Annotated in this window: 19 protein-coding genes, 1 tRNA gene and 1 pseudogene; 11 read left to right on the top strand and 10 right to left on the bottom strand. The window is 70.7% G+C overall.

The features are described 5' to 3' along the window. Window positions 1-33: 33 nt before the first annotated feature. From ACT53O_RS10450 to ACT53O_RS10440, 3 genes are read right to left on the bottom strand one after another with little or no spacing between them, the layout of a single operon-like run. Window positions 34-978 (bottom strand): ABC transporter permease, encoded by a 945-nt coding sequence (locus ACT53O_RS10450; RefSeq protein WP_112930995.1) that lies wholly within the window; start codon window positions 976-978, stop codon window positions 34-36. Then, the gene (locus tag ACT53O_RS10445; RefSeq protein ID WP_476152266.1) at window positions 975-1,769 is read right to left on the bottom strand and encodes an ABC transporter ATP-binding protein; all 795 of its coding nucleotides are present in this window, start codon (window positions 1,767-1,769) and stop codon (window positions 975-977) included. The genes ACT53O_RS10450 and ACT53O_RS10445 overlap by 4 nt, the downstream gene beginning before the upstream one ends. Continuing rightward, on the bottom strand, window positions 1,766-3,115 hold the full coding sequence (locus tag ACT53O_RS10440; protein WP_476152264.1) for an amidohydrolase family protein: 1,350 nt from the start codon (window positions 3,113-3,115) through the stop codon (window positions 1,766-1,768). The genes ACT53O_RS10445 and ACT53O_RS10440 overlap by 4 nt, the downstream gene beginning before the upstream one ends. A 139-nt stretch (window positions 3,116-3,254) precedes the next feature. Between ACT53O_RS10440 and ACT53O_RS10435 the strand changes: the two genes are divergently transcribed. After that, window positions 3,255-4,256, top strand: coding sequence for a PDR/VanB family oxidoreductase (locus ACT53O_RS10435; RefSeq protein ID WP_039411933.1), 1,002 nt, complete (start codon window positions 3,255-3,257; stop codon window positions 4,254-4,256). 27 nt (window positions 4,257-4,283) lie between these two features. On the opposite strand, the gene ACT53O_RS10430 is transcribed toward ACT53O_RS10435, so the two are convergent. Beyond that, window positions 4,284-5,639, bottom strand: coding sequence for an amidohydrolase family protein (locus tag ACT53O_RS10430; protein ID WP_347417505.1), 1,356 nt, complete (start codon window positions 5,637-5,639; stop codon window positions 4,284-4,286). 136 nt (window positions 5,640-5,775) lie between these two features. Here ACT53O_RS10430 and ACT53O_RS10425 point away from each other — a divergent pair, with 136 nt between their 5' ends. Genes ACT53O_RS10425 through ACT53O_RS10415 form a run of 3 tightly spaced genes read left to right on the top strand, consistent with a single transcriptional unit; the run spans window position 5,776 to window position 11,535 of the window. Further along, window positions 5,776-6,477 carry a hypothetical protein gene (locus ACT53O_RS10425; protein WP_036316531.1) on the top strand — a complete coding sequence of 234 codons (702 nt, stop codon included), beginning with the start codon at window positions 5,776-5,778 and terminating at the stop codon, window positions 6,475-6,477. A gap of 1 nt (window position 6,478) precedes the next feature. Further along, a complete protein-coding gene (locus ACT53O_RS10420; RefSeq protein WP_378792109.1) occupies window positions 6,479-8,077 on the top strand; it encodes a Y-family DNA polymerase in 1,599 nt (532 codons plus the stop codon). Next, the gene (locus tag ACT53O_RS10415; RefSeq protein ID WP_476152621.1) at window positions 8,077-11,535 is read left to right on the top strand and encodes an error-prone DNA polymerase; all 3,459 of its coding nucleotides are present in this window, start codon (window positions 8,077-8,079) and stop codon (window positions 11,533-11,535) included. The genes ACT53O_RS10420 and ACT53O_RS10415 overlap by 1 nt, the downstream gene beginning before the upstream one ends. A 121-nt stretch (window positions 11,536-11,656) precedes the next feature. On the opposite strand, the gene budA is transcribed toward ACT53O_RS10415, so the two are convergent. Together budA and alsS are read right to left on the bottom strand one after the other, a co-directional pair. Next, window positions 11,657-12,388 carry an acetolactate decarboxylase gene (gene budA / locus ACT53O_RS10410; protein ID WP_112931002.1) on the bottom strand — a complete coding sequence of 244 codons (732 nt, stop codon included), beginning with the start codon at window positions 12,386-12,388 and terminating at the stop codon, window positions 11,657-11,659. 52 nt (window positions 12,389-12,440) lie between these two features. After that, window positions 12,441-14,198: an acetolactate synthase AlsS gene (alsS, locus tag ACT53O_RS10405; RefSeq protein WP_476152260.1), complete on the bottom strand. Its 1,758-nt coding sequence runs from the start codon at window positions 14,196-14,198 to the stop codon at window positions 12,441-12,443. 110 nt (window positions 14,199-14,308) lie between these two features. On the opposite strand from alsS, the gene ACT53O_RS10400 reads away from it, so the two are divergent. Both ACT53O_RS10400 and poxB read left to right on the top strand, forming a co-directional pair. Further along, window positions 14,309-15,238 carry a LysR family transcriptional regulator gene (locus ACT53O_RS10400; RefSeq protein ID WP_476152258.1) on the top strand — a complete coding sequence of 310 codons (930 nt, stop codon included), beginning with the start codon at window positions 14,309-14,311 and terminating at the stop codon, window positions 15,236-15,238. A gap of 248 nt (window positions 15,239-15,486) precedes the next feature. After that, on the top strand, window positions 15,487-17,226 hold the full coding sequence (poxB, locus tag ACT53O_RS10395; RefSeq protein WP_135950031.1) for a ubiquinone-dependent pyruvate dehydrogenase: 1,740 nt from the start codon (window positions 15,487-15,489) through the stop codon (window positions 17,224-17,226). Here poxB and ACT53O_RS10390 read toward each other — a convergent pair. After that, window positions 17,134-18,135 (bottom strand): DMT family transporter, encoded by a 1,002-nt coding sequence (locus ACT53O_RS10390; protein WP_135950032.1) that lies wholly within the window; start codon window positions 18,133-18,135, stop codon window positions 17,134-17,136. The two genes, poxB and ACT53O_RS10390, sit on opposite strands and share 93 nt — an antisense overlap. Before the next feature lie 71 nt (window positions 18,136-18,206). Between ACT53O_RS10390 and ACT53O_RS10385 the strand changes: the two genes are divergently transcribed. Then, on the top strand, window positions 18,207-19,103 hold the full coding sequence (locus tag ACT53O_RS10385; RefSeq protein ID WP_135950033.1) for a LysR family transcriptional regulator: 897 nt from the start codon (window positions 18,207-18,209) through the stop codon (window positions 19,101-19,103). 24 nt (window positions 19,104-19,127) lie between these two features. After that, a complete protein-coding gene (locus ACT53O_RS10380; protein WP_036317189.1) occupies window positions 19,128-19,346 on the top strand; it encodes a PLDc N-terminal domain-containing protein in 219 nt (72 codons plus the stop codon). 12 nt (window positions 19,347-19,358) lie between these two features. On the opposite strand, the gene ACT53O_RS10375 is transcribed toward ACT53O_RS10380, so the two are convergent. Continuing rightward, window positions 19,359-19,919, bottom strand: coding sequence for a hypothetical protein (locus ACT53O_RS10375; RefSeq protein WP_476152255.1), 561 nt, complete (start codon window positions 19,917-19,919; stop codon window positions 19,359-19,361). A gap of 172 nt (window positions 19,920-20,091) precedes the next feature. Between ACT53O_RS10375 and ACT53O_RS10370 the strand changes: the two genes are divergently transcribed. Continuing rightward, a complete protein-coding gene (locus ACT53O_RS10370; RefSeq protein ID WP_476152253.1) occupies window positions 20,092-22,509 on the top strand; it encodes an acyltransferase family protein in 2,418 nt (805 codons plus the stop codon). A gap of 13 nt (window positions 22,510-22,522) precedes the next feature. Then, a tRNA-Arg gene (locus ACT53O_RS10365) sits at window positions 22,523-22,594 on the top strand. A gap of 137 nt (window positions 22,595-22,731) precedes the next feature. On the opposite strand, the pseudogene ACT53O_RS10360 reads toward ACT53O_RS10365, so the two are convergent. Then, window positions 22,732-22,858 (bottom strand): annotated as a pseudogene (locus ACT53O_RS10360) (helix-turn-helix domain-containing protein); the annotation flags it as partial. Window positions 22,859-23,012: 154 nt separating this feature from the next. Beyond that, a complete protein-coding gene (locus tag ACT53O_RS10355) occupies window positions 23,013-23,267 on the bottom strand; it encodes a hypothetical protein (protein WP_347417496.1) in 255 nt (84 codons plus the stop codon). 239 nt (window positions 23,268-23,506) lie between these two features. Here ACT53O_RS10355 and ACT53O_RS10350 point away from each other — a divergent pair, with 239 nt between their 5' ends. After that, window positions 23,507-25,180: a hypothetical protein gene (locus tag ACT53O_RS10350; protein WP_347417495.1), complete on the top strand. Its 1,674-nt coding sequence runs from the start codon at window positions 23,507-23,509 to the stop codon at window positions 25,178-25,180. Window positions 25,181-25,338 lie beyond the last annotated feature (158 nt).

Raw genomic sequence — 25,338 nt, 5'->3', positions numbered from 1 at the left:
GTTCGTGGTGCAGGGAGGGAAAGAAGAGGTGCGTCAGCGGGTGGCGACGCCGAACAGCCGACCGACGACGACGCGGTCCAGCGCGGCGAAGATCGAGAAGACGATCACACCGAACAGAGCCGTGAAGATGATCGCGAGGAACAGCGGCTCCATGTTCAGGCGCAGCGTGTAGGTGCGCAGCAACCCACCGATGCCCTGGCTGCCCTGCTGGAAGAAGAAGTCTCCGACGATGGCGCCGATGACGGCGAGGCCGGCCGATTGGCGCAGGCCTGTGAAGATCGACGGGATGGCTGCGGGCAGCATGAGCTTCGTCATCCGCTGCCACTTCGTGGCCTTCTGCAGCGTGAACAGGTCGTGGGCGGCGGGCGTGGCCGACTGCAGGCCGAACAGCGTGTTGGAGATCATCGGGAACACCGCGATGATGACGCAGACCACGATGCGGGCGGGAAGCCCGTAGCCCATCCAGATGCCGATCAGCGGCGTGAGCGCGAGGATCGGGATCGTCTGCAGGATCACGGCGTACGGGTAGAGGATCTTCTCGGCGAGGGTCCACTGCGACATGACGATCGCCCACCCCATGCCGATGAGGACGGCGATCGCGAGGCCGATGAGGGCGACCGTGATGGTCTGGCCGAGGGCGGCGATCATCGGGCCGATCACCTTGTCGTTGCCGATCGTCTCGGCCAGCACCTGGTGGGGAGGCGGCAGCAGGAAGCGGCGGCTCTCGCTGAGCAGCAGGTACGACACCGCGTACCAGATCGCGATGATGCCGATCAGCGCCGCGACGATCGGCATGGCCCGCGACCAGGCGCCGCGGGCGACCGACCCGGCGCTGCGGGCGCGGGGGCGACGGGCGGCCATCGAGGCGGTCGTCGTCTCGGCGGATGCCGCGGCATCCGCCGCCGATGAAGCGGGCGAGCCGGACGCGGACGTGTCGGCGAGCGAGGCCGGGGCCTTCAGGGCGAGGTTCTGGCTCACGAGTGCGCCTCCAAAGCGTGCGAGAGGTGTCCGACGATGCGTCCGAACTCGGGTTCGTATCGCAACTCGGGGGATCGGGGGTAGGACCAGGGCAGCTCGATGTCGTCGACGATGCGGCCGGGGCGACCGCTCATCACGAGCACGCGGCTGGAGAGGTAGACGGCTTCGGAGATCGAGTGCGTGATGAACATCGCGGCGAACCCTTTGAGCTGGAACAGGCGTTGCAGCTCGGTCTGCATCTTCAGGCGGGTGATCTCGTCGAGGGCGCCGAACGGCTCGTCGAACAGGGCGAGCTGCGGCTCGGCGACCAGCGCGCGCGCGATCGAGACGCGCATGCGCATGCCGCCGGACAGTGCCCGCGGGTGCTGGTTCTCGAAGCCCTTCAGGCCGACCAGCTCGAGGGTCTCCGCGGCGCGACGGCGGCGCTCGGCCGCCCCGACACCGGCGAGCTCGCCCACCAGCTCGACGTTGCGCTGGGCCGTCCGCCACTCGAGCAGGGTCGCCTCCTGGAAGACGAAGCTCGTCGTGTCGGCGCGGACGTCGACCACGCCCTCGGTGGCGTCGTCGAGGCCGGCGGCCAGGCGCAGCAGGGTCGACTTTCCGCAGCCGGAGGGGCCGACCACCGACACGAACTCGCCGGGACGGACGTCGATCGACACGCCCTCCAGGGCGCGCGTCCCGGTGGCGAAGACCTTGGCGACGTCGGTGAAGGCGAGCGTCGGCGCGGTGGTGGCGTCCACCGCTGTCGCGGCGGTGACCGGGGCGGCGGTCGAGTCGATGGCGGTGCTCATAGCAGTGCTCCCTCGGAGGTCGGGGCGGAGGGCGGAGTCGGCACGGCGCGCAGGTCGAGCACGCTGCTGACCACGCGGCGGCGGACGGCGATCACGCGCCCGTCGCGGATGACGATGCGGTCGGGCGCGCGCTCGGCGAGGGCCTCGGCGGTGTGCGCGGCGCGCACGAGCACGACGTCGGCGACGTCGCCGACGCGTCCTCGCGCCGGCGGCAGTCCGAATGCGGCGCGGCCGCCGTGCGAGCTGACGTGCCAGGCTTCGGCGGGCGTGAGGTGACCGGCGACGACGAGCTCGGAGGCGACATCGACCATGTCGGCGTTGCCGAGCGGGTTGAACGGGTCCTGCACGTTGTCGCCGCCGGCGGCCAGCGTGATGCCGGCGGCGAGGATCTCGCGCAGCGGCGGGATGCCGCGGGGTGTGGCGATCGGATGCTGCCAGCCCTGCAGGTAGAGGTTGGTCAGCGGGTTGGTGATGATCGAGACGCCGGCCTCGGCGACGGCGGCGAGGGTGCGGGCGCGGGTCTCGGCATCCTGCATGGACAGGCTCACGCAGTGCCCCGCCGAGCGGATCACGCCGGCAGGCCAGTGCCGCGTGCGGGCGGCGAGCTCGGCGAGACCCGTGGATGCCGCGTCGAGCGTCTCGTCGGTGTGCAGGTCCATGCCGAGGCCGAACTCTTCGGCGAAGGCGGCGTTGCGCTCCAGATCGGCGCGGGGGTCCTCGGCGAGGTGGGGAAAACCGCCGATGAGGTCGATGCCGAGGGCCACCGCGGCGCGTCCGAGGTCGTCGGGGCCGTCGGACGCGCCGGGGCTGGCGACGATCTGCAGGTCGACGATGCCGGCGAACTCGTCGCGCAGCTCGATGAGGGCGCGCACTCCGCGGAGGGGGTCGTCGCCCAGGTGGTAGTTCGTGTGCGAGCGCACGGCCGTGACACCGGCGTGCAGCGCGGCCACCAGGTGCCGCCGGGCGCCGGTCTTGATGTCGTCGGAGGAGTGGTTCTCGCCGTGGTCGATCCAGCACGCGATCGCGTCGTCGAGCGATCCCTCGGGCTGGCCGAACGAGGTCCAGGTGTAGCCCTTGTCGAGGTGGGCGTGCAGATCCGCCAGGGGCGGCAGGGCGATCCAGCCCGTCGCATCGACCGTCTCGCCGCCGGCGCCGCCCGCGAGCTGGGACGCATCGGCGTCGACCACGACGCCGCCCGCGAAGGCCAGGCGGTCGCCGATCTCGCCGCAGGCGGTGAGGCCGGTCAGGGCGGCGATGCGCTGGCCCGGCTGCAGGAGTTCGGCGTCCATCTGATCGTCCTCCTCGGGGTCTGCGGTGTCGTGCAGTGTTGTTGGTATGGCCAACATCGGGTGAGAATCAGTAAACGCTCGACGTGTTTCCTGCCAGGCCTGTCGGGATTGCGGCCGTGTTAAATCCGCGCGAAGAGTGCGGCCGGTCGCCGCCCTCGCACGCGGGGGCGCTGCGCGAGCGGAGAGAGTGGGAGCCATGAGCTACTTCAGTGACGTCGAACGTGACCTCGTGGTCGCCGCCCGCACCGTGCTGGCCGACGGGATCGTGGCGCTGGACCTCGTCGCGCACAACGGCCGCGATCTGCCGGCGTGGGAGCCCGGATCGCACGTCGATCTGATCTTCTCCGACGCGCGCGTGCCCGCGGCCGAGCGCGTCGAACGGCAGTACTCGCTCTGCGGTGACGCGGCCGACCGCTCCACCTGGCGGGTCGCGGTGCTGCGCGAAGACGAGGGACGGGGCGGATCGGTGCGGGTGCACGAGGAGGTGCAGGTGGGGCAGCGCCTGCGCGTGCGCGGACCGCGCAACCACTTCGCGTACGAGATCGTTCCCGCCGTCACCCACCGCTTCGTCGCCGGGGGCATCGGGATCACGCCCCTTCTCGGCATGGTGCGGGCGGCGGCGCAGGCCGGAGCGGAGTGGACCCTCGACTACGCCGGACGGTCGCTGTCGACGATGGCATTCGTCGACGAGCTGCGCGCGCTCGACGGTGGCGCGGGGCGGGTGCGTCTGTACCCCGCCGACAGTGGGGCACGTCTGGATGTGGCCGGGCTGGTGGATGCCGCGGGTGACGGCGGTCCGGTCTACGCGTGCGGACCCGCCCGGCTGATCGCCGCCCTCGAGGACGGTTTCGAAGCCGCCGGCCGCGCCGCAGCGCTGCACGTCGAGCGGTTCGAGGCGATCGAGTACGGCGAGCCCGTCTGGCCGGACCCGTTCGAGGTCGAGCTCGCCCTGTCGGGCGACATCGTGACCGTGCAGCCCGGGCAGTCGGTGCTGGAGGCGATCGAGGAGCAGAGCCCCACGACGATGGTGCTCTCCAGCTGCCGTCGCGGGACGTGCGGCACCTGCGAGGTGCCCGTCCTGGAGGGCGAGATCGAGCACCGCGACTCCGTGCTCACGCCGCTCGAGCGCGAGCAGAGCGCGGTCATGATGGTGTGCGTCTCGCGCGCAGCGTGCCCGCGGATCGTGCTCGACGCCTGACGCGATGCCGGAACGGCGCCGCGACGCTCACCGGCCGACGCGCTCCCGGAGGGCCCCGGTGAGGGCGTCTTCGTCGGCGGTGACCAGCCGGTAGTCGCGGACGACGACGCGTCCCGCGACCACGACATGGCGAGGGCGGCGTCCCGGATGGGCCCAGAGCAGGCCCGCGACCGGGTCGGCCACTCCGGCGTCGGCGACCCCGGAGACATCCCAGACGCAGAGATCGCCCGCCGCTCCCGGAGTCAGAATGCCGAGGTCGGCGCGTCCGAGGCCGCTCGCACCACCCGAGGTGGCCATGGCGAGCACGTCACGGGCCGGGAGGGCGGTGCCGACCATGCCCGACACCTGCATCGCCAGCCGCGCATCGGCGAGCAGGTGCCCGGCGTCGTTGGAGCCGCCGCCGGAGGTGCCCAGTCCCACCGTGATGCCGGCCTCCTGCAGGCGGCGCACCGGAGCGATGCCCCAGCCCATCGGCACGTCGCAGCCCGGAGCGTGGGTCGCGGTGATGCCGGCGGCGCCCAGTCGCACGATCTCGTCGTCGGTGACGTCGCACAGGTGCGCGATCGTCACCCCCGGCTCGAGCCAGCCCCATTCCTCGAGGAGGTCCAGGGGCCGGCGGCCATAGCGGGCCAGGGCGATCTCGGTGTCGACCTGCTCGTTCGCCTGGGTGCGCCGGCGCAGCCCGTGGCGTCGGGCGACGTCGCCCAACGCGCGGAAGGTCTCCTCGCTGTCGGAGTGCACGCCGGCGGGACCGACGGCGAGCTGCAGCATGCCGTCGGCGCTCGTGCCGCCCGGAGAGGATGCCGCGGCGTCGGGGAGCAGGGCGCGCACGATGGCGTCTGCGCTCGCCGCCGCGGCATCCGGCGCGTCGCGCGCCGAGCCGCGGACGAACACGAGCCGGGCGCCGAGTGCCGCGGCGGCATCGGCGATCGCCCGCGCGATGGCCACGGTGTCGCCGACGGGATCGTCGCTGCGCGCCGGGTCGGGCCAGTTGAGCTGATGGTCGGCGACCGTCGTCACCCCGCTCAGCAGCGACTCGGCCACGCCGACCCCGGCGGTCGCACCGACCAGGGACGCGTCGATCCGGGCGTCGGCGTAGGCGGCGGCCATGGCCGGCAGCCACTCGCGCATCGGCACGCCGCGGGTGCCGGGAAGGGTGCGAAAGCCCGACTGCAGCAGGTGGTGATGCGCGTTGACGAGGCCGGGGGTGACGATGCCGCCGTCCGCGTCGAGGGTGTCGACGCTTTCGTCCGGCGACGGTGCGGATGCCGCGGTGGTGACCCGTCCGCCTCGGATCACGAGGTCGCCGCCGCGGTCGCGGGCGGGGTCGTCGAAGCGTTCCACGATGCGGGCGGCGCCGGTGAGGGTGAGCGATCCGGTCATGCCGTCCGTCCTATCAGCCGCATGTTTCGGGCAGATGTGCGCGCCGGCGCGCAATGTCCGAACCCGTTCCTATCTTCGAGAAAAGCACATTGAAGTACTCGAATACATGTTCTAATCTGTCGAAGTGAGGCCGATCGTGGGGACCGTTGCTGCCGCGGATGTCGCGGGCACCGTGAGCACCCTGCGCGCTCAGATGGAGCGTATGCAGGGGCGTCGCCTCGACACGCCCGTGCTCCCCGTCGCCCCGGCGCTGGCGGAGCTGCTGCCCGGCGGCGGACTGCGAACAGGGGGAGCCTACGCGCTCGGACGGTCGATGGCGCTGCTGTTCGCCCTGCTCGCAGAGCCCTCGCAGGCCGGGTCGTGGTGCGCCGTCGTCGGCATGCCGCACGTGGGCGTCGAAGCGGCCCGCGCTGCCGGGGTCGACCTGTCGCGGCTCGTGCTGGTGCCCGACCCCGGAGAGCGGTGGTTGGCCGTCACCTCGACCCTCGCCGACGTGCTGTCGGTGGTCGCGGTGCGCCCGCCGTCGCGGGCGAAGGACAGCGAGGTGGCCCGGCTGGCCGCCCGCATGCGCGAGCGCGAGGCGGTGCTGCTCGTCCAGGGGCCGTGGCCGCAGACGGAGGCCATGATCGATGTGTCCGATCCGTCGTGGTCGGGCCTCGGCGCAGGGCACGGCATCCTGTCGGGCCGTGAGCTCACGGTCACCGTGACCAGCCGCCGGGCGCCGGTGCCGCGCTCACGGCGCCTGATGCTGCCCGACGACCGGGGCCGCCTGGGCGGCGAATCGCAGCCCACCCGCACGCGCCTGCCCGAACCCGTGCCGATGCGACGGGCGGTATGAGATGACTGTCCTCCCTGCGGGCACCCCGCCGCGGAGCCTGGTGGTCTGGGTGCCCGACTGGCCGATCGTCGCGACCACCCGCGACGGCGACGACCCCCTCGACGCCGCGGAGCCGATCGCCGTGTTCGAGAAGGGGGCGGTCGTCGCCTGCTCGGCCGCGGCGCGTGCCGCGGGTGTGCGCCGGCGTATGCGCCGCCGCGATGCCCAGGCGCGCTGCCCGCAGCTGACCGTGGTGGATGCCGACGCCGTGCGCGATCACCGCGCGTTCGCCCCTCTGATCGCGGCGATCGAAGAGGTCGCGCCGAACGTGCAGGTGATGCAGCCCGGACTGTGCGCGCTGCGCGCCCGGGGGCCGGCGCGCTACTTCGGCGGCGAGGCGGCCGCCGCCACCGTGCTGGCCGGAGCGATCGTCGCGCTGGGCATCGACGACGTGCGCGTGGGCATCGCCGACGGCACCTTCACGGCCGAACAGGCGGCGCGCTCCGGCACCCGCCGCGAGGATCCGGTGCGGATCGTGCCCGCCGGCACCGCGGCGGACTTCCTCGCCCCTTTGCCGGTCGTCGTGCTCGATGAGGAGCTGGCCTCGCTGTTCGGCCGGCTCGGGGTGCAGACGGTGGGGGAGGTCGCCGCGCTGGGCGCCGACCGTCTGGTGGAGCGCTTCGGCACCCGTGGCCAGTGGTTGTACGCGCTGTCCTCCGGCCGCGATCCCCGACCGGTCACCGCTCGCACACCGCCGCCTGAACTCCACCGCGAGGTGGCGTTCGAGCCGCCCGTGGAGACCGCCGATCAGATCGCCTTCGCCCTGCGGGTTCCCGCCGCGGAGTTCGTCTCCCGTCTGGGTGCGCAGGGGCTGGTCTGCACCGAGCTGCGTGTCGTGCTGACCGGTGATCGCGGCGAGCGCAGTGAACGGGTCTGGCTGCACCCGGGGGCTTTCGATGCGGCAGCCGTCGTCGACCGGGTGCGCTGGCAGCTCGCCGAGCAGAGCCCGGGCGGGGGAAAGAACGGTGCGCTGCCGAATCACCTGCCCGGACAGCTGCGTAGCGCCGTGGGCCGGGTGCGGATCGAACCCGAGGCGGTGGATGCCGCCGCCCACCACACCGCACGTCTGTTCGGGTCGGGGCCCGAGGAGCGCGTGCACCGCGCACTCTCCCGCGTACAGGCGATGCTCGGCCATCAGGGCGTGCTGACCCCGGCCGTCGGCGGAGGGCGCTGGCTGGGCGAGCGGCAGCGCCTCGTGCCGTGGGGCGATGTCGCGGGCGACCTGCAGGCCGGCGAGCGGCCCTGGCCCGGGAGCCTTCCCGACCCGCTGCCCTCGGCGGTGTTCGCCGAGGGCGTGCCGGTGGCGGTGCTCGACGACGACGGCGACATGATCGCGGTCGATGCGCGGGGCGAGCCCACGGCGATGCCGACCGTGATCGAGCTCGGGGGCAGACGCCGCGGCATCCGCACCTGGGCCGGGCCGTGGCCGGTCATCGAACGCGAGTGGGATCCCGCCCGAGCGCGACGAGCGCATCGCTTCCAGATGGTCGACGACGCCCAGGGGGCATGGCTGCTGGTGTGCGAGGAGGGCGTCTGGCAGATCGAGGGGAGGTACGACTGATGGGCTTCAACAATCCGTCGGTGCGCTGGTCGGAGATGGCGCGGCTGCTGGGCTCTCCCGACATCGGCGGCGACAAACAACCCGACGGCGGTGACGGCCCGGCCTTCTCGCGCAAACGCGGAAAGTACGAGCCGCCCCCGATCGAACGCCCCGCGGATGCCGTTCCCTATGCCGAGTTGCACGCGCACTCGTCGTTCTCCTTTCTCGACGGGGCGTCGTCGCCGGCCGAGCTCGCCGAGGAGGCGGAGCGATTGGGGCTACACGCCCTCGCGATCACCGACCACGACGGGTTCTACGGCATCGCCCGCTTCGCCGAGGCGGCGGAGCAGCTGCAGCTGAAGACCGTCTTCGGCGCGGAGCTGACGCTCGGCGACGGCGCGGGTGGCGGTGCGGGTGGCCGTGCGGACCTGGGGGCGCCGCCGGCCGGATTGCTGAGTGCACCGAGCCCCGCCCGGTCGGGCGCCGCCGATCCGCTCGGATCGCACCTGCTCGTGCTGGCCCGCGGCGAAGAGGGGTATCACCGTCTCGCCGCCGCGATCACGCATGCCCAGCTCGCCGGCGGTGAGAAGGGGCGTCCCTGGTACGACCTCGATGATCTCGCCGATCGCGGTGGCGGGCACTGGGCGGTGCTCACCGGATGCCGCAAGGGCGCCGTGCGGCAGGCGCTCGCCGCCGGAGGTGCGGATGCGGCCGCATCGGCGCTCGACCGGCTCGTCAGCCTGTTCGGCCGCGAGGCGGTCTTCGTCGAGCTGATCGACCACGGCGCCCCCACCGACACCCGCGACAACGATGTGCTGGCCGCTCTGGCCGCCGCACGCGGCCTTCCGGTGCTGGCCAGCAACAACGTGCACTACGCGGTTCCCGAACGTGTGCATCTGGCGGCGGCGGTCGCGGCGGTGCGGGCGAATCGAGGGCTGGACGAGCTCGACGGGTGGCTGCCGTCGCATGCGAGCGCACACCTGCGCTCGGGCGCCGAGATGACGCGGCGGTTCCGGCGCTATCCCGGTGCGATCGCCCGCACGGTCGCCCTCGCCGACGAACTCGCCTTCCCGCTGCGCCGCGCCAAGCCCGCGCTGCCGAAGCTCCCCGTCCCCGAAGGGCATACGCCGATGTCGTGGCTGCGCCGGCTCGTCTGGGACGCGGTGCCACACATGTACCCCGACCTCGACGGCGACGGGCGGGCCCGCATCGAGAAGGAACTCGGCGTCATCGAGCAGAAGGACTTCCCCGGCTACTTCCTGATCGTGCACGGCATCGTGGCCGAGGCACGTCGGCGCGGCATCCTCTGCCAGGGGCGGGGATCGGCCGCCAACAGCGCGGTGTGCTACCTGCTGGGCATCACCGCGATCGACTCGATCTTCTACAACCTGCCCTTCGAGCGCTTCCTGTCGGCGATGCGGGAGGAAGAGCCCGACATCGACGTCGATTTCGACTCTGATCGGCGGGAGGAGATCATCCAGTGGGTCTTCGACGAGTACGGACGTGAGCGCGCGGCGCAGGTCGCGAACGTCATCCAGTACCGACCGAAGAACGCGGTGCGCGACATGGCCAAGGCGCTCGGGCACTCGCCCGGGCAGCAGGACGCCTGGTCGAAGCAGGTGGAGCGGTGGGACGGCGCCGTCGCCGGCGCGCACGACATCCCCGACCGGGTGCTCGCGTACGCCGGTGAGCTGCTGAAGGCGCCCCGCCATCTCGGCATCCACTCCGGGGGCATGGTGCTCACCGAGCGGCCGGTGGGGGAGGTGGTGCCCATCGAGCACGCGCGGATGGAGAATCGCACCGTCATCCAGTGGGACAAGGACGACGCCGCCTGGATGGGGCTCGTGAAGTTCGACCTGCTCGGACTCGGCATGCTCGCCGCGCTGCAGTACTGCTTCGACCTCATCGCGGAGGCGACGGGCGAGACCTGGACGCTGCAGAGCATTCCGAAGGAGGAGGCGGCCGTCTACGACATGCTGTGCCGCGCGGATTCGATCGGCGTGTTCCAGGTCGAATCGCGCGCGCAGATGGGGCTGTTGCCGAGACTGCAGCCACGGCGGTTCTACGACCTGGTGATCGAGATCGCGCTGATCCGGCCCGGACCCATCCAGGGCGGGGCGGTGCACCCGTACGTGCGGCGCAAGCTCGGGCTGGAGGAGCCGACGTATGCGCACGAGAAGCTCATCCCGGTGTTGGAGCGCACCCTCGGGGTGCCGGTGTTCCAAGAGCAGCTGATGCAGATGGGCATGGCCGTCGGCGACCTCACCGGAGAGGATGCCGACGTGCTGCGCCGGGCCATGGGCTCCAAGCGCGGCATCGAGCGCATCGAGTCGGTGCGCCAGAAGCTCTACGACGGCATGGCGCGCAACGGTCTGGTGGGAGCCGTCGCCGACGACATCTACGCGAAGATCCAGGCGTTCGCGAACTTCGGCTTCGCCGAGAGCCACTCCCTGTCGTTCGCGCTGCTCGTCTACGCCTCGTCATGGCTGAAGCTGCACTACCCCGGGGCGTTCTTGGCGGCTCTGCTGCGTGCGCAGCCGATGGGGTTCTACTCGCCGGCGACCCTCACCGCCGACGCCCGCCGCCACGGTGTCGTCGTGCGTCGTCCCGACCTGCACGCCTCCGGGGTGGATGCCGGGCTCGAGCCCCTCGATGCCGACGGCAGCGGCGCTCCCACCGGCATCCCCTCCTGCACCGATCGTCACCAGCCTCCCGTGCCCCTGTTCGACATCACCGCTCCCGACGTCTCGGCCGCCCACCGTCGCGACGCCGGCCACGCGGTGCGGCTGGGACTTGCGGCGGTCACCGGGGTGGGAGAGCGGCTCGCGGAACGCATCGTCGCCACCCGCGACGCCGACGGGCCGTTCCGTGACCTGCGCGACCTCGTGCGGCGGACGGGTGCCACCGCCGCACAGGTGGAGGCATTGGCGACGGCGGGCGCCTTCGAGAGCATGGGCGTCAGCCGTCGCGAGGGCATCTGGTTGGCCGGCGACGCGGCACAGGATCTGCCCGAGTTCCTGCCCGACTCGCTCGTCGCCGTGCAGCCGCCGCTGTTCGGCGACCCCTCGACCTACGACGTGCTGGCCGCGGACCTGTGGGCCACGGGCATCTCGACCGACGATCACCCCCTCACGCACTACCGTGCCCCGCTGGATGCCCGCGGCGTGCTCACCTCGCGAGAGCTGCGCACGCACGAGGTCGGCCGCCGGGTCGAGGTCGCGGGCCTGGTCACGCACCGGCAGCGGCCGGCGACGGCATCCGGCATCACCTTCATCAACCTCGAAGACGAGCACGGCCTCGTCAACGTCATCTGCTCGAAAGGCGTCTGGGACCGCTATCGCCGCGTGCTGCGCGATGCGCCCGCCCTCATCGCCCGCGGCATGCTCGAGCGGTCGCCCGAAGGCGTCACCAACCTCGTCGCCGACGCCTTCGAAGACCTGCGCGTCGGCGTGCGCCACCGCTCCCGCGACTTCCGCTGACCTCCCCACCCCCCCACCCCCGCCGAGCCGCCATCTTTTCGCCGAGCCGCCATGATTTTGCGCGCAGCATCATGGCGGATCGGCGCGTTCGTGGCGGCTCGCGGGAGGGGGAGAGAGGGGGTCAGGCGCGGCCGGCGTGCTGCTCGGTCTTGGCGAGCTGGTCGGCCAGGTCGTCGGGGGCGAGGGCCGCCTCGCGGAACTCCGTCGTCAGCGGCAGGCGCAGGTGCAGGTCGGTGCACAGGCACAGCTCGACCGTGCCGTGATCCAGCACGAAGTCGAGCACGTGGCCGCCGCGCGTGCGTCCGTCGTCGATGAAGTGCGCGTGGCATCCGGGAACGCCGATGCCCTGCTCGTACAGCGGGGTGCGGAAGGCGACGATCGTGCCGTCGACCTCGTCGAACTGCAGCACGGCATCGTCGTCGGTGGCCTCGGTCATCGGTCGGTACGGCTTCTGCTGGCGGGTGACCGTCCGGGCGGTCACCCGCCGGAAGCGCCCCGTGATGCGCAGCGCGTACATGTAGTTGGCCGACGCGGTGATCGCATCGATCGCGGCCGAGGCCTCGGCGCGCGTGACGCCGTCGGGCAGCGTCCGCGTGAGGGTGGGCACGAAGTCGGTCACCACCGCGTACGGCGTCGCCGAGTCGGCGGATGCCGCGGCGGCGGTGCCGTCGCCGCGCAGGCGGTAGGCGACGCCGTCGACGACGACCATCTCGCCGTCGAGGGCGTTGAACGTGCCGATGCCGAAATCGCCGTGCTCGAGCAGTTCGCCGACCGTCATGTCGTCTTCGTAGATGCCGTCCAGCAGCGCGGCCATGAGGCTCGTCTGGAACAGGGTGTGACGTTCGGCGCTCATGCGCTGTCCTTTCGGGAGGAGGGAGGGTGGATGCCGCGAGGCCGGAGTCTGCTCACAGCAGCACGTCGGCGAGCAGGTCGCCGCCCAGGCGGCGCAGGTTGTCGCGGTAGTCGACGGGCACGTCGATCACCGAGGGGCCGGGTTCGGCGATCGCGGCGAGGATCGTCGGAACGAGGTCGTCGATGCGGGTGACCCGGTGGCCGTGGGCGCCGAACGACTCCGCGAACGCCACCACGTCGTAGGCGCCGAGTTCGACCGCCGCGGTGCGTCCGTATTTCTCGACCTGCTGGAAGGCGACCATGTCGTAGGCGGAGTCGTTGAACACGATGTGCGTGAAGCTCGCCCCGACGCGCACGGCGGTCTCCAGCTCGACGGCGGAGTAGAGGAACCCCCCGTCGCCCGACACGGACACGACTGGCGCGCCCGCGTCGGCGAGGCTGGCCGCGATGGCCCAGGGCAGGGCGACGCCGAGGGTCTGCTGCCCGTTGGAGAACAGGAGCGAGCGCGGTCGGTAGGTGCGGAAGTGGCGCGCCATGTAGAGGTAGTTCGAGCCGACGTCGCAGAGCACGGTGGCGGCGTCGGGGAGGGCGGCGCGGATGCCGGCGACGACCGCGACGGGGTCGAGGCCGAACGCGTCGTCGTGGTCGGGGTCGCCGAGGTCGGTGTTCTCGGCGAGGCGGGTGCGCTCACGGTCGACGATGCGGGCGGTCTCGGCATCGTGCTCGAGGGGAAGGCCCGCGCCGTCCACGGCGAGGAGTAGGTCGACGAGGCTCGTGGCGAGATCGCCGACGAGTTCGACCGTCGGTCGATAGTCGTTGTCGATGTCGGCCGGGATGGTGTCGATGTGGACGATGCGGCGGTCCTTGCCGGCGTTCCATTCCGCGGGCACGAACTCGACGGGGTCGTAGCCGACGGTGAGCACGAGGTCGGCGTGGTGCAGCAGCACGTCGCCGGGCTGATTGCGGGCGAAACCCACACGTCCGAGGTAGTGGTGTTCGAGCTCGCGCGAGATGATGCCGGCGGCCTGGAAGGTCTCCACGACCGGCAGCCCGGTGGCGCGCAGCAGCGCGTGAAGGGCGTCGACGGTGCGGGGATCACCGCTGCGGGCCCCGGCGAGGATCACGGGGAATCGGGCCTCGCGCAGCAGCGCGGCGGCGCGATCGACGGATGCCGAGGCCGCCCCGCCGGTGACGGCGGGCACGATCGCATCGCGGAAGCCGATCGCCGTCGTCGCGGTCGACACGTCGTAGGGGAGCACCACGGCGGCGGCGCCGCGGGGTTCGCGCGTCGCGGCGCGGAACGCGTTCACGATCGCCTCGGCGGCGTTGTCGGCGGCGGTGACCTCGGCGGCCGAGACCGTGACGGTCTGCAGCATGCCGACGGCATCCATCGCCTGGTGTGCCCGCTTCAGGTGCTGTGTGCGCGACACCGCGCCGCAGATCGCGACCACCGGGTCGCCCTCGGTCGTCGCGGTGAGCAGCCCCGTCGCAAGGTTCGCGGTGCCGGGGCCGCTGGTGACCAGCACGACACCGGGAATGCCGGTGAGCCGGCCGACCGCGGCGGCCATGAAGACCGCGTTCTGCTCGGTGCGGCACGTGATCAGCTGCGGCGCCCCGGCGACCCCCTGCACCGCCGCGAGCGCGTCGAAGACGGGGTCGATCTTCGCCCCGGGCACGCCGAACACCCACCGCACGCCGTGCGCCATGAGCACGTCGACGACGCGGTCGGCAGCGCGACGTCCCGCGGGCGGCGTTGGCACGTGCGTGTCGGAGGGCGACGGAGATGCGGTGGCGACGGCGGCGATACTCATGACTCCATGCTCCGTCGCCGGCGTCGGGCGAGGAAGACGGCGTCGGCGATGCGAATCATCTGATTCGCAGATGATTTCCGTCACGTCGATGAGGGCGGCATGATCGAGGCATGGATGTGCGCCACCTCTCCATCTTCGTCGCCGTTGCCCGAGAGATGAGCTTCACGCGGGCGGCCGACAGCCTGCTGCTCGCGCAGTCGGCGGTGTCGACCACCGTGCGCGAGTTGGAACGTGAACTGGGCGTCGAGCTGTTCGACCGTTCTCATCGGCAGATCCGACTCACCGGTGCCGGGGAGGAGTTGCTGACGCGCGCTCAGGCGGTGCTCGAGCAGATGCGCGAGATCGGCGAGGCGGTCGCCTCCGCGGCGACCGAGCTGCGAGGAGCCGTCACGATGGGGCTCATGACGGGCGTCGATCTTATCGACGTGCCGGGGCTGCTGGGCCGCTATCACGCGCGGCACCCCGCCGTCGCGGTGCAGCTGCGCGCGACGGGGCTGGGATCGTCGGGCCTGGTCGCGCAGCTCGAACGCGGCGAGATCGACCTGGCGCTGCTCGCGGTCGTCGACGCGCTTCCGGCGAGCCTGCGGGGCGAGGCCGTCGCCGCATCGCCGTACGTGCTCGTCGTGCCCGGCACGCATCCCCTCGCGGATGCCGAGGGGGTGACGCTCGGGATGCTCGAGGGGGAGAGCTTCGTGGATCTGCCGCCGGGTTACGGGTCGCGGCGCATCGTCGATGATGCCTTCGCCCACGCCGGGGTGTCGCGCCGTGTGCTCATCGAGGTCGCCGATCTTTCCACGGCCGCCGCGTACGTCCCGCAGGGACTGGGCCTGGCGATCGTGCCGCGCTTCGCGGCGCTGGCGGCCTCGTCGGACTCGGGGCGTCCGTTCGCCGACCCCGCCCCGCGGATGCCGGTGCGCATCGTCCCGCTCGACGACGCCGTTCCGGCGTTCGAGGTGTCTCTCGCGTGGTCGCGCCGTCGCCCCCTGACCGCCGCCGCGCAGGGCCTCGTCGACCTGCTGCGCAGCGAGCTGCTGCCGTAGCGCCCGCAACCTCCCCGGTCGTTGAGCGAGTGAGCGGAGCGAGCGAGTCGAAACGGGGTTTCGCGGGGTGGGGCGTTTCGACTCGGGCCGGTGGCCCTCGCTCAACGACCGGGGGTGGGTTTTTCCGGCATCGGCGTTTCGACTCGGGCCGGTGGCCCTCGCTCAACGACCGGGGGGTGCGCGGGACGGAACAGGACTCGACGATCGTCCAACCCCGTGACGCGGACAAGCGGCGTAGCGTCGGGGGCATGGCGAACGTTGCAGACTTCTTCATCGACACCCTCAAGCGCGCCGGCGTCACCCGCATCTGGGGTCTTCCCGGCGACTCGCTCAACGCTTTCACCGATGCGCTGCGACGCGACGGCGGCGACGATGCGATCCGCTGGATGCACATGCGGCACGAGGAGGCCGCCGCCTTCGCCGCCGGTGCCGAGGCCGAGCTGACGGGCGAGCTCGCCGTCGTCGCGGGCTCGTGCGGCCCCGGCAACCTGCACTTCATCAACGGTCTGTTCGACGCCAACCGCAACCGCGTGCCGCTGCTGGCGATCGCCTCGCACATCCCGTCGGCCGAGATCGGCAGCACCTACTTCCAGGAGACGCACCCCCAGGAGCTCTTCCGCGAGTGCAGCGTCTACACCGAGCTGGTGAGCGACCCGGCCCAGCTGCCCTGGGTGCTGGAGATCGCCATGCGCACCGCGGTCGAGAAGCGCGGCGTCGCGGTCGTCGTCGTGCCCGGCGACGTGTTCTTCGCCGACGCGCCCGACCGGCGGCCGACGGCCCCGATCCGGGCGGCCGGCTCGACGGTGCTGCCCTCGGCATCCGCTCTGGCCGCCGCCGCGACCGCGCTCAACGACGCCAAGAAGGTGACGATCCTCGCCGGGTCGGGCGTCGCGGGCGCGCATGACGAGGTGCTCGCCCTCGCCGAGACGCTGCAGGCGCCGATCGTGCACGCCCTGCGCGGCAAGGAGCACATCGAGTGGGACAACCCCTACGACGTGGGCATGACGGGGCTGCTGGGCTTCTCGTCGGGGTACAAGGCGATGGAGTCGTGCGACACCCTGCTCATGCTCGGCACCGATTTTCCGTACCGTCAGTTCTTCCCCTCGAAGGCGACGGTGATCCAGGTCGACATCCGCGGCGAGCAGCTGGGGCGGCGGACGCCCATCGACGTGGGATTGGTCGGCGGTGTGAAAGAGACCGCGAACGCGCTGCTGCCGCTGCTGCAGGGCGACCGCTCGTCGAAGCATCTGGACGACAGCGTCGCCCACTACCGCACGACGCGCGAGCGGCTCGACGACCTGGCCGTCGACGACGGCAAGGCTCCGGTGCGGCCGGAGTACGTCGCGCGCGTGCTGGACGAGCTCGCCGACGCGGATGCCGTGTTCACCGCCGACGTCGGAAGCCCCGTGATCTGGGCCGCCCGCTATCTGCACATGAACGGCACGCGCCGGCTGATCGGCTCGTTCGCGCACGGATCGATGGCCAACGCGATGCCGCAGGCGCTCGGGGTGCAGGGCGTCGACCGGTCGCGGCAGGTGATCGCGCTCGCCGGCGACGGCGGGCTGGCGATGCTCCTCGGCGATCTGCTGTCGATCCGCCAGAACGACCTGCCCGTGAAGATCGTCGTGTTCAACAACTCGTCGCTCAACTTCGTCGAGCTGGAGATGAAAGCGGCGGGCATCGTCAACTTCGGCACGGGGCTCGACAATCCGAGCTTCGCCGCGATCGCCGAGGCGATGGGCATCACCGGCATCCGGGTGGAGAAGGGCAGCGAGCTGCGCGGAGCGATCGCGCAGGCGCTCGCGACCGACGGGCCGGTGCTGGTCGACGTCGTCACGGCGCGTCAGGAGCTGGCGATGCCGCCGTCGATCACGCTCGCCCAGGCGAAGGGGTTCTCACTCTGGGCGCTGCGCACCGTGCTGTCGGGGCGCGGCGACGAGCTGATCGACCTCGCCGACACGAACGTGTGGCGGCGCCTGTTCCACTGACGCGGCCTGCTCCGTCGCAGGTCGGGCCAGGCGGTGACGGCGCTCGATCGCCTGCCCGGCGTAGCTCGCGCCGACGATGAGTGCCGCCCCCGCGACGCCGACAGGCCCGATCGCCTCGCCGCCGATGGCCACGCCGACCACGAGCGCCCAGACGGGTTCGGTGCCCATGAGGATGCTCGCGCGTGCGGCCGACGTGCGCCGCACCGCCCAGAGCTGCACCGCGAAGGCGAACACCGAGCAGAGCAGTCCGAGGAACAGCACGTCGGCGAGGGCCGCGGCATCCAGGCGGGAGACCGCGACCGGCAGGGCGGGCCCCGCGATCGCCGAGAACACGACGCTGCCGACCATCAGCTGCACGACGACCACCCCGAGCGAGCTGTCGCGCCGCCCGCGGGTCAGGTGTCCGCTGGCGGTGACGTGCACCGCGCGCACGACCGCGGCGGCGATGACGAGCACGTCGCCCGCGGTCGGCAGGTGGATGCCGTCGCCCGAGACCAGCAGCGCGACGCCGACGACGGCGGCCACGGCGGCGATGAAGTACGACCGCGGCAGCCACACGCGTGACGCGATGCCCTCCAGCGCCGGCGTCATGACGAGGGCCAGGCTGATGAGCAGGCCCGCATTGGTCGCGGAGGTGAGGCTCACGCCCCAGGTCTCCAGCCCGATGACCGCCGCCTGCGTGCCGCCCAGGGCCACGGCGATGACGAGGCCGCGCCCGCGGGGGAGGCGCTGCCGGGTGAGGGCGCACAGGATGCCGGCGCCGGCGGCGGCGACAAGGAACCGCAGGGCGTTGGCCGAGGCGACGCCCGTGAGGGCGATGAGGTCCTTCGCGACGAGGAAGCTCGCCCCCCAGACGGCGGCGACCGCGAGGAGGGCGAGGTCGACGAGCAGGTCGGAGCGGCGGGTCATGCGCCCAGCGTGACAGCCACGGTCGTGAAGAGCATCGGGCAATGTCTTCATCGATGTGTTAGAGATTGCTTATGGATCCGATGCGCCTGCGCCTGCTGCGCGAGTTGGATGATCGCGGCAGCGTCTCGGCGGTCGCGGCGGCGCTGCACGTGAGCGCATCGGCGGTGTCTCAGCAACTGGCGATCCTGCAGGCGGACGTTCCCGTGCCGCTCACCGTGAAGCAGGGTCGTCGGCTGGTGCTGACCGATGCCGGGCGCGCGCTCGCGGCGGCCGGCGCTCGCGTCGACGAGGCGCTCGTGCTCGCCCGAGAGAGCGTCGGAGCGTTCCTCGCCCACGATGCCGCGCCGGTGCGCGTGTCGGCGTTCCACAGTGCGGGCGTCGCGCTGTTCGGCCCCCTGTTGGCCGCGCTCGACGGCGTACCCGTCGCCCTGACCGACGAGGACGTCGCGCGCGAGGAGTTTCCCGGACTCGTGGCCGCGCACGACCTCGTCATCGCGCACCGGCTGGCCCACGACCCGGACTGGCCGCGGGAGCGGATGGTGGTGACGCCGCTGTTCGTCGAACCGCTGGACGTCGCGCTGCCGGCGGCGCACCCCCTGGCATCCGCCGATCGGATCGATCCCGCGGCCCTCCGCGGACAGACGTGGATCTCGACGCACGAGGGCTTTCCGCTCACCGGCGTGCTGCAGGCGATCGCTGCGCTGAGCGGAGAGCCGCCGGTCATCGCCCACCGGGTGAACGAGTTCTTCGTTGCCGCGCAGATCGTCCGCGCCGGGGCGGCGATCGCCGTCATGCCGAGGTTCACGGCGCGCTCCCTGGCGACCGACGGCATGGTGCTGCGACCGCTGGCCGGGGTCACCCTCAACCGTCACGTGGACGTGCTGGCCCGCCCCGACGCGCTGGCACGCGCGGCCGTGCGCCGTGTACGGGCTGCGCTGGTGGATGTCGCCGCCGACCTCGCGCGGTGACGACCGCCGGGCCATGCTGGTGGCATGGAGTTCTCCGGCTGGCACGTCCTGATCTTGATCGTGGTACTTGCGGGCATCGCGCTGTTCGTCGGTGCGGTGGTCAGCATCGCGTCGTCGGCGGCGACGAGCCTGGAGAAGACGCTCTGGATTCTCGTCACGCTGATGTTCCCGCTGATGGGGCCCATCGTCTGGTTCGCCGTCGGTCGGCGTTCGATCGTGGTGAATCCGGCAGATCGCCGCTGACGCGGCCGACGGTCAGCCGGCGAGCGCGAGACCGCAGGTCTCGATCGTCCACCCGATGAACGCCTGATAGTTCGGGTCGCTGCCGACCGCCTGCATCGCCTGCGTGTTGGTGAAGGTCTCGACCGGCACGTCGGCGATCTGCGTCTGCGGAGGGAGTCCCTCGAGCACGCCGATGAGCTCATCGGTCGACGCGGCGAACACCTCGGCGCCCGCGGCGACCTCGGCGGGCACGCCGGTCATCGGAAGCAGCGCGCGGATCGCCGCCGACTGGCGACGCGTGGCGGCGAGGTCGTCGGCGACGGTGCCCTGCTTCGCCTGCGCCGCGGCTCCGTTGGCATCGCAGAGCTCGCGGTAGTCGGTGCTCGCGGTCGATGGTGCGGATGCCGAGGACGTCGGCGTCGGGGTGGGCTCCGCTGAGGCGGCGGGGGTCGTGCCCGCGGCATCCTGCGTGCCGTTGGAATTCCAGACGACGGCCAACCCCACGATCACGCAGACGGCGACGATGATCGCCGCGATCGCGATGCCGGGCACGAGGAAGCGCGGTCGCGTTGTGGGGGGTGTGGAGGCGTGCATAGGTCCTTCTTCCTCGATCGTCTGTCGCCGGGCGACGCCTGCCAGCCTATAAAACACGCCCGGAGTCGCGGGGGCGGCGAGCGTCGGGCGACCCCCGGATGATCTGGGGGTGAGAGCGCTCCCGTAGGCTGGAGTCGACCTCTTCCTTCCCCTTGAGAACGACTGCGTTCCCGTGCCACTTCGTCGCGATATCCAAGGTCTGCGCGCGCTCGCCGTGCTGGCCGTCATCGGCGCGCACGCGGCCGGCTGGCCGCGAGGAGGCTTTGCCGGTGTCGACGTGTTCTTCGTCATCTCGGGGTTCGTAATCACCGGAATGCTGCTGCGCGAGCAGCAGGAATCGGGACGCATCCGCCTGTCGCGGTTCTACGCGCGGCGTGCCCGTCGGCTGCTGCCGGCGGCGCTCGTCGCGGTCGGTGCCGTGGTCGGGGCCGCGTTCGCTCTGTTCGGTCGGGCGCGGGCGGAGCAGGTGATGTGGGACGGTGCCTCGGCGTTGCTGCTGGTGTCGAACTGGCGATTCACACAGCAGGGCACCGACTACTTCCATGCCGGCGACGCGGTGTCACCGCTGCAGAACTTCTGGTCGCTGTCGGTCGAGGAGCAGTTCTATCTCGTCTGGCCGGGGTTGCTGATCGTGTCGCTGCTGTTCGTTCCCGCCGTGGCGCGCCGCGGTCGGGCGGCGGCCGCGGTCGCCGCCGGGTGGGCGGTCGTCGTGATCGCGGCATCCTTCGGCTGGGCGCTGCTGCAGGGGTCGTCGGCGCCGACGGTGGCGTACTTTTCGACGGCGACGCGCGCGTGGGAGTTCGCGCTGGGCGCGCTGCTCGCGGCAGGCGTGCCGCTGCTGCGTCGGCTTCCGGCGGCACTCGGGGCGCTGCTCGCGTGGATCGGTGTCGCGGGCATCGTGGCGTCGCTGGTGCTCGTCGACATGACCGCCGTGGGCTTCCCGGGGCCGTGGGCGGCGGCGCCGACGCTCGCGACCGCGCTCGCGCTGGCCGGCGGCGTGACCGCGCCGCCGCGGGCACTGTTCCTGTGGACGAACCCGGTCGCGGTGGTCGTGGGCAACGCGTCGTACTCGCTGTATCTGTGGCATTTCCCAGTGGTCGTGTTCGCCGCCGCGCTGCTGCCCGCGTCGCCGTGGTCGCTGCCGCTGACCCTGGCGATCATCGCCGTCGTCGGGTTCGCGTCGTACGCGATCATCGAGCAACCGCTGCGCTACGCGCCGTTCCTGGGCGGCCGGGTGCCGGCGATTGCGGCCGCTCCCCAGGAGCCGGCGGTCGAGGCATCGGATGCCGCGGCGCCCACGCCGCCCGCGGTCGCGCCTGCGGTGCCGGTCGTGCGGGCGCCCGAGATTGCGACGCGGCGTCCCGCGGGGTGGCAGCCGGGCACGCGCTACTTCCCAGGCAGTCCGCGGACGGCGGCCCAGAGTGCGGCGGCGGAGTCGGTCGAGGTGGCAGCGGCATCCGTTCCGCAGGTCGTTCCCGTTGAGCCTGTGAGTGCTCCACCGCCGGTGGAGGCGCCGCGGGTGCCGTCGGTCGCGATGGCGGACAGCGCGGCCGGGGCGATCGCGGCTCCGATGACCGCATGGCGGGAGCGTTTTCGCACGCAGGTCGCGTTGGCTGCCGCCGGTCTCGTCGCCGCCGCGTTGCTGGTCGTGCTCGTCGTGCAGGTGCAGCAGCCGCGTCCCTTGCCGCCGACGGCCGGGGGAACGGGCCAGGCGGCGCCCGCGATCGAAGATCCCACGGCGGCGCTGCAGGCCGATCTCGCGGCGGCGGTCTCGGCGACCGCGTGGCCCGATCTGCATCCGTCGATCGACGAGGTGATGGCGCAGTCGTCGGGAGCCAATCCCGCGCACGACTGCTTCGCGCCGACGCCGCTGCCGGATGCCGCCGCGTGCACGTGGGGGAGCGCCGATGCTCCGCGGCACCTGTACCTCGTGGGCGACTCGACCGCGATGGCGTATGCGCCAGCGCTCAAGGCGCTCGCCGAGCAGAGCGGGGGAGCCATCCGCGTCACGACGGTCGGGCTCTACGGATGCCGGTTCACCGACGTGCTGGTGCAGAACGACGACCCCGCGGTGATGCAGGCGTGCGCGCAGCGCAAGAACGACGTCGCCGCGATGATCGCCGCCGACCACCCCGAGCAGGTGCTGGTCTCGAACGCGTACACGCTGGGGCGTACGACGGACGGGCGCGACCTGAGCGCGGCAGATCTGGTCGCCGCGGAGGCGGCCGAGATGGCGCGGTACGGGATGCCGGGCCGCATCGTCTACCTTGAGGCGCCGCCGGAAGGCGCGCCGCTCGGCAACTGCTACACGCGGGTCGGCTCGCCGTACGCGTGCGCGACGAGCATCACGCCGGTGTGGCGCGACATGCAGACGGCGACGGCGGCCGCCGCGGCGGGGTCTGGTGATCGCGTCGTGGACGCGCTGGCATTCACGTGCTGGCAGGACGTGTGCCCGGCGTTCGCGGGGACGCTGCCGATCCGCTACGACCAGACACACCTCACCGTCGCCTACTCCGCGCACCTCGCGCCGTATCTACGGTGGGCGCTGGACGGCGCCGCCGCGGCCGGTGCGCAGGCGCCGCCCGGCTAGAATCGATGCGCCAGCCTCTGTAGCTCAGTGGAAGAGCCACTCCGTCCTAAGGAGCGGGTCGGGGGTTCGAATCCCTCCAGGGGCACATCTCTGTTTTTTGTTTGACCGGGTAATTCCCCTACTGTCAGACCGCGCACCACGCATTTTTGGCCGCATTTGAGCAACCTATGAGCCGAGAATCAGGCCTTTCAAAGGGCTTCGTTCTTCGTCTCAGAACGACGAACCGCCACGCGGTAGCGCGCGAAATCCCCAACTCCGCCGCAATGTGCGCGACGGGGCGCCCCGACTGGATGCGCTGAACCATAATCAACCTGCCAGCCGGAGTCAGCCGGGCATTAGCGTTAGACAAGAGAGACCTCCGTGTCTTCGAGCTGAAGAACTAGACAGCTCCAACTCGACCTCGGAGGTCTCTGCCACGTCAACAACGACCCAGGTCAATGCACCTAGCACATTCATTTCAACCGGTCGTCGGCCTCGACGCCGGCGAGACAGCAGGGCGCGGCTCAGGGGTTCCGAGGGCCGAGCTGGATTGATCCGCCGATGTGGTCGTAGTGATGGACATACGAAAGTGACGTCTTCTCGCCTGTGCCGGCCGATTGGTATAGCGCTTGCTCGAAGGTTTCTGAAACTGGCAGCTCTAGCTGGTGAAGGATGCTGTCCCCTTCCACCGGGACAATCTGCCCATTCAAAGGGCCGCCACGAAGCAGGGCGGCGCGGTAGTGGCCTTCAGCGGATACATTGGATGCGTCGTTCGTCACTCCACAATCATGCAGACGCAAACAGTCGGTGTCGATTAGTTCCGTCAAAGAGCCCTACATGCCCAACATCTGCGCTGACACTCGCGACGTCGTGTTGAGTGAACAGCGCGGTATGGTTCGCGAATGTTTCGTTCGCCGACCGCAGTCACGCTTGGTTCAGCCGAAGACTGCCTATGGTCCAGATCACGACGAGGCGCGCCTGCAAAGCAGTGTCAGAGGTTCACGCGAGAGTGGTTGATGTGACAATCCCCAACATCGACGGTTACACGTCTCGCTCCCGATCACTCGCGGATGAGTGGCGGGGGCCACTGGAGTTTCATCACTCCGCCTTGGCGCCAACATCCGCGATGCGAGGTATCGAGCGGTTTCCCACTGGCTGGTTGATCGTCGAACAATACGTGCATCGAGGCCATGACTCGGATGGTGTCTCTACCCTGATCATCAGCCCAAGTGCGCGCAGCGCGGTGCTCTCAGAGGCCACGTGGACGCCACTCGCTTTGGGAGACTTCGGAATCGTTAATGACACTGAAGTTGAACTCGGCCTCGCAGCACCAGTCGGCGAGGGGCACGCGGAATTCTTCTGCCAAATCCAACACAACCACCGACTTCGACCTCCGACGGTCGAGATGTCGCAACCGTTCTTGTGGTTTTGGGATGCGATCCGCGATGGCAACGACTGGTTCTATCTCGATCGCGCGGGCGCCGATCAGCCTCTGATTCGCACCACTCTCGACGGGGACGACTACACGGTCGAGGTCCGGGCCCTCGAGCTTCGCCGATACCTCGCTCAGCGCGGAATGCTCGCGGTGGTGCAACATGACCATGTCCTGTGGGCGTCCACCCCGAAGTTCGACCTTCTCCAACTCGAGTATGAGAGTGACTGGTGCAGGTTCGAATGGCAAGCCGTCCACGAACAGCCAATCCCGGGCCGCGATTCGCTGTCCCGACTGTTAGGAAAGAACCTGGTGACCGGGATCACTGGACGTCCGACTCCTAGTTGGCTCGACTACGGCAACGAGATCTATGAAGAGTTCATTGTCGGGGTGGATGACGAGTCTGGCGAGCTGATCCACTTCTCATGTGATCCAGAAAAGGTCTCCAACTACTTCGGCAAGAATCCGGACGCTCCGCATTATCTGACGCCGGTGCATTTCGACTCTAAGGTGCTTGACAGGTACCTGGATGATCCCGACCGCTACCAAGTGTCGAGCACTCGTTTATCAACGCTCGATATGTGGTCCATTTCGATAGGTCGAACCTCAACAGGCGACGTCGACGTCTATCTCGGAGACCTCGGCCGTGACATGCCGCCTCAAGAGCGTGCTCATTGGCGTTCGCACAACATTCCACCTCGTGGACGGATGGACAGAGACAGGTTCCGGCGGGATTTCCTCGGGCAGTTTGCGGGTGAGCAAGAGCCGCTTGACGCTCTTCGAGATTCATACCGGAGGGTGAACGATATCGCCCGCTCAAAGCTCGGTTGGCCAATCTTTCGTCCGATGAACGCGAGCGACACTGTGGCGTTCGACAAGCTACATCCGCCAGTGCACAGTGGCGAGAGAGCGCTAGCCCAACCTGTCCTCCTGCTGGCCAAGGCTCTTGTGGATGCGATCAACTCGAAGCCCATCAAGGCGAGGCTCAAGAGTGAAGACACCCAGTCCCTCGCGCTACTCGAGGCGCTGGTTTGCAGCTTCGGCGGTGACGCTTCCGTGGTCCAACCGTTTAGGAACCTCTACCGGGTCCGCTCTTCGGGAGGAGTGGCACATCTCGCGGGCGACAGTCGGGAGAAGACGTTGGCTGCTGCAGGTATCGCTGGCCTGTCGCCTGCCGAAGCGATCAATCAGCTCGCGACCGACATCGCTGCGGCTCTGCAGAGCATCGCGGAGCGGATTGATGAAGCGTCGATCGAGTAGCCGCCGGATCGCTAGCCCGACCGCCCGCGAGTGGCGTTGCGATCTCGGCGCCGGATAGTGACTTCGCGGCGATTCTGGTGTGGATCCGCTTGCCTGCGTCGGGGCTTCTTCGAGCAGATGATTAGTGCGAAGCAGGGTGAGTCATAGGTCGGTCGGAA

This window comes from Microbacterium sp. DMC48 (assembly GCF_056313825.1).
This window is presented reverse-complemented; position numbering and strand designations above follow the sequence as displayed.

What these genes read in the sequence shown, in the direction of transcription:
- ACT53O_RS10375 (WP_476152255.1), bottom strand. Translation starts at nt 19,919, where the DNA reads ATGCACGCCTCCACACCCCCCACAACGCGACCGCGCTTCCTCGTGCCC.
- ACT53O_RS10380 (WP_036317189.1), top strand. Translation starts at nt 19,128, where the DNA reads ATGGAGTTCTCCGGCTGGCACGTCCTGATCTTGATCGTGGTACTTGCG.
- alsS (WP_476152260.1), bottom strand. Translation starts at nt 14,198, where the DNA reads ATGAGTATCGCCGCCGTCGCCACCGCATCTCCGTCGCCCTCCGACACG.
- ACT53O_RS10440 (WP_476152264.1), bottom strand. Translation starts at nt 3,115, where the DNA reads ATGTTGGCCATACCAACAACACTGCACGACACCGCAGACCCCGAGGAG.
- ACT53O_RS10430 (WP_347417505.1), bottom strand. Translation starts at nt 5,639, where the DNA reads ATGACCGGATCGCTCACCCTCACCGGCGCCGCCCGCATCGTGGAACGC.
- ACT53O_RS10390 (WP_135950032.1), bottom strand. Translation starts at nt 18,135, where the DNA reads ATGACCCGCCGCTCCGACCTGCTCGTCGACCTCGCCCTCCTCGCGGTC.
- poxB (WP_135950031.1), top strand. Translation starts at nt 15,487, where the DNA reads ATGGCGAACGTTGCAGACTTCTTCATCGACACCCTCAAGCGCGCCGGC.
- ACT53O_RS10400 (WP_476152258.1), top strand. Translation starts at nt 14,309, where the DNA reads ATGGATGTGCGCCACCTCTCCATCTTCGTCGCCGTTGCCCGAGAGATG.
- ACT53O_RS10445 (WP_476152266.1), bottom strand. Translation starts at nt 1,769, where the DNA reads ATGAGCACCGCCATCGACTCGACCGCCGCCCCGGTCACCGCCGCGACA.
- ACT53O_RS10415 (WP_476152621.1), top strand. Translation starts at nt 8,077, where the DNA reads ATGGGCTTCAACAATCCGTCGGTGCGCTGGTCGGAGATGGCGCGGCTG.
- ACT53O_RS10435 (WP_039411933.1), top strand. Translation starts at nt 3,255, where the DNA reads ATGAGCTACTTCAGTGACGTCGAACGTGACCTCGTGGTCGCCGCCCGC.
- ACT53O_RS10385 (WP_135950033.1), top strand. Translation starts at nt 18,207, where the DNA reads ATGGATCCGATGCGCCTGCGCCTGCTGCGCGAGTTGGATGATCGCGGC.
- ACT53O_RS10420 (WP_378792109.1), top strand. Translation starts at nt 6,479, where the DNA reads ATGACTGTCCTCCCTGCGGGCACCCCGCCGCGGAGCCTGGTGGTCTGG.
- budA (WP_112931002.1), bottom strand. Translation starts at nt 12,388, where the DNA reads ATGAGCGCCGAACGTCACACCCTGTTCCAGACGAGCCTCATGGCCGCG.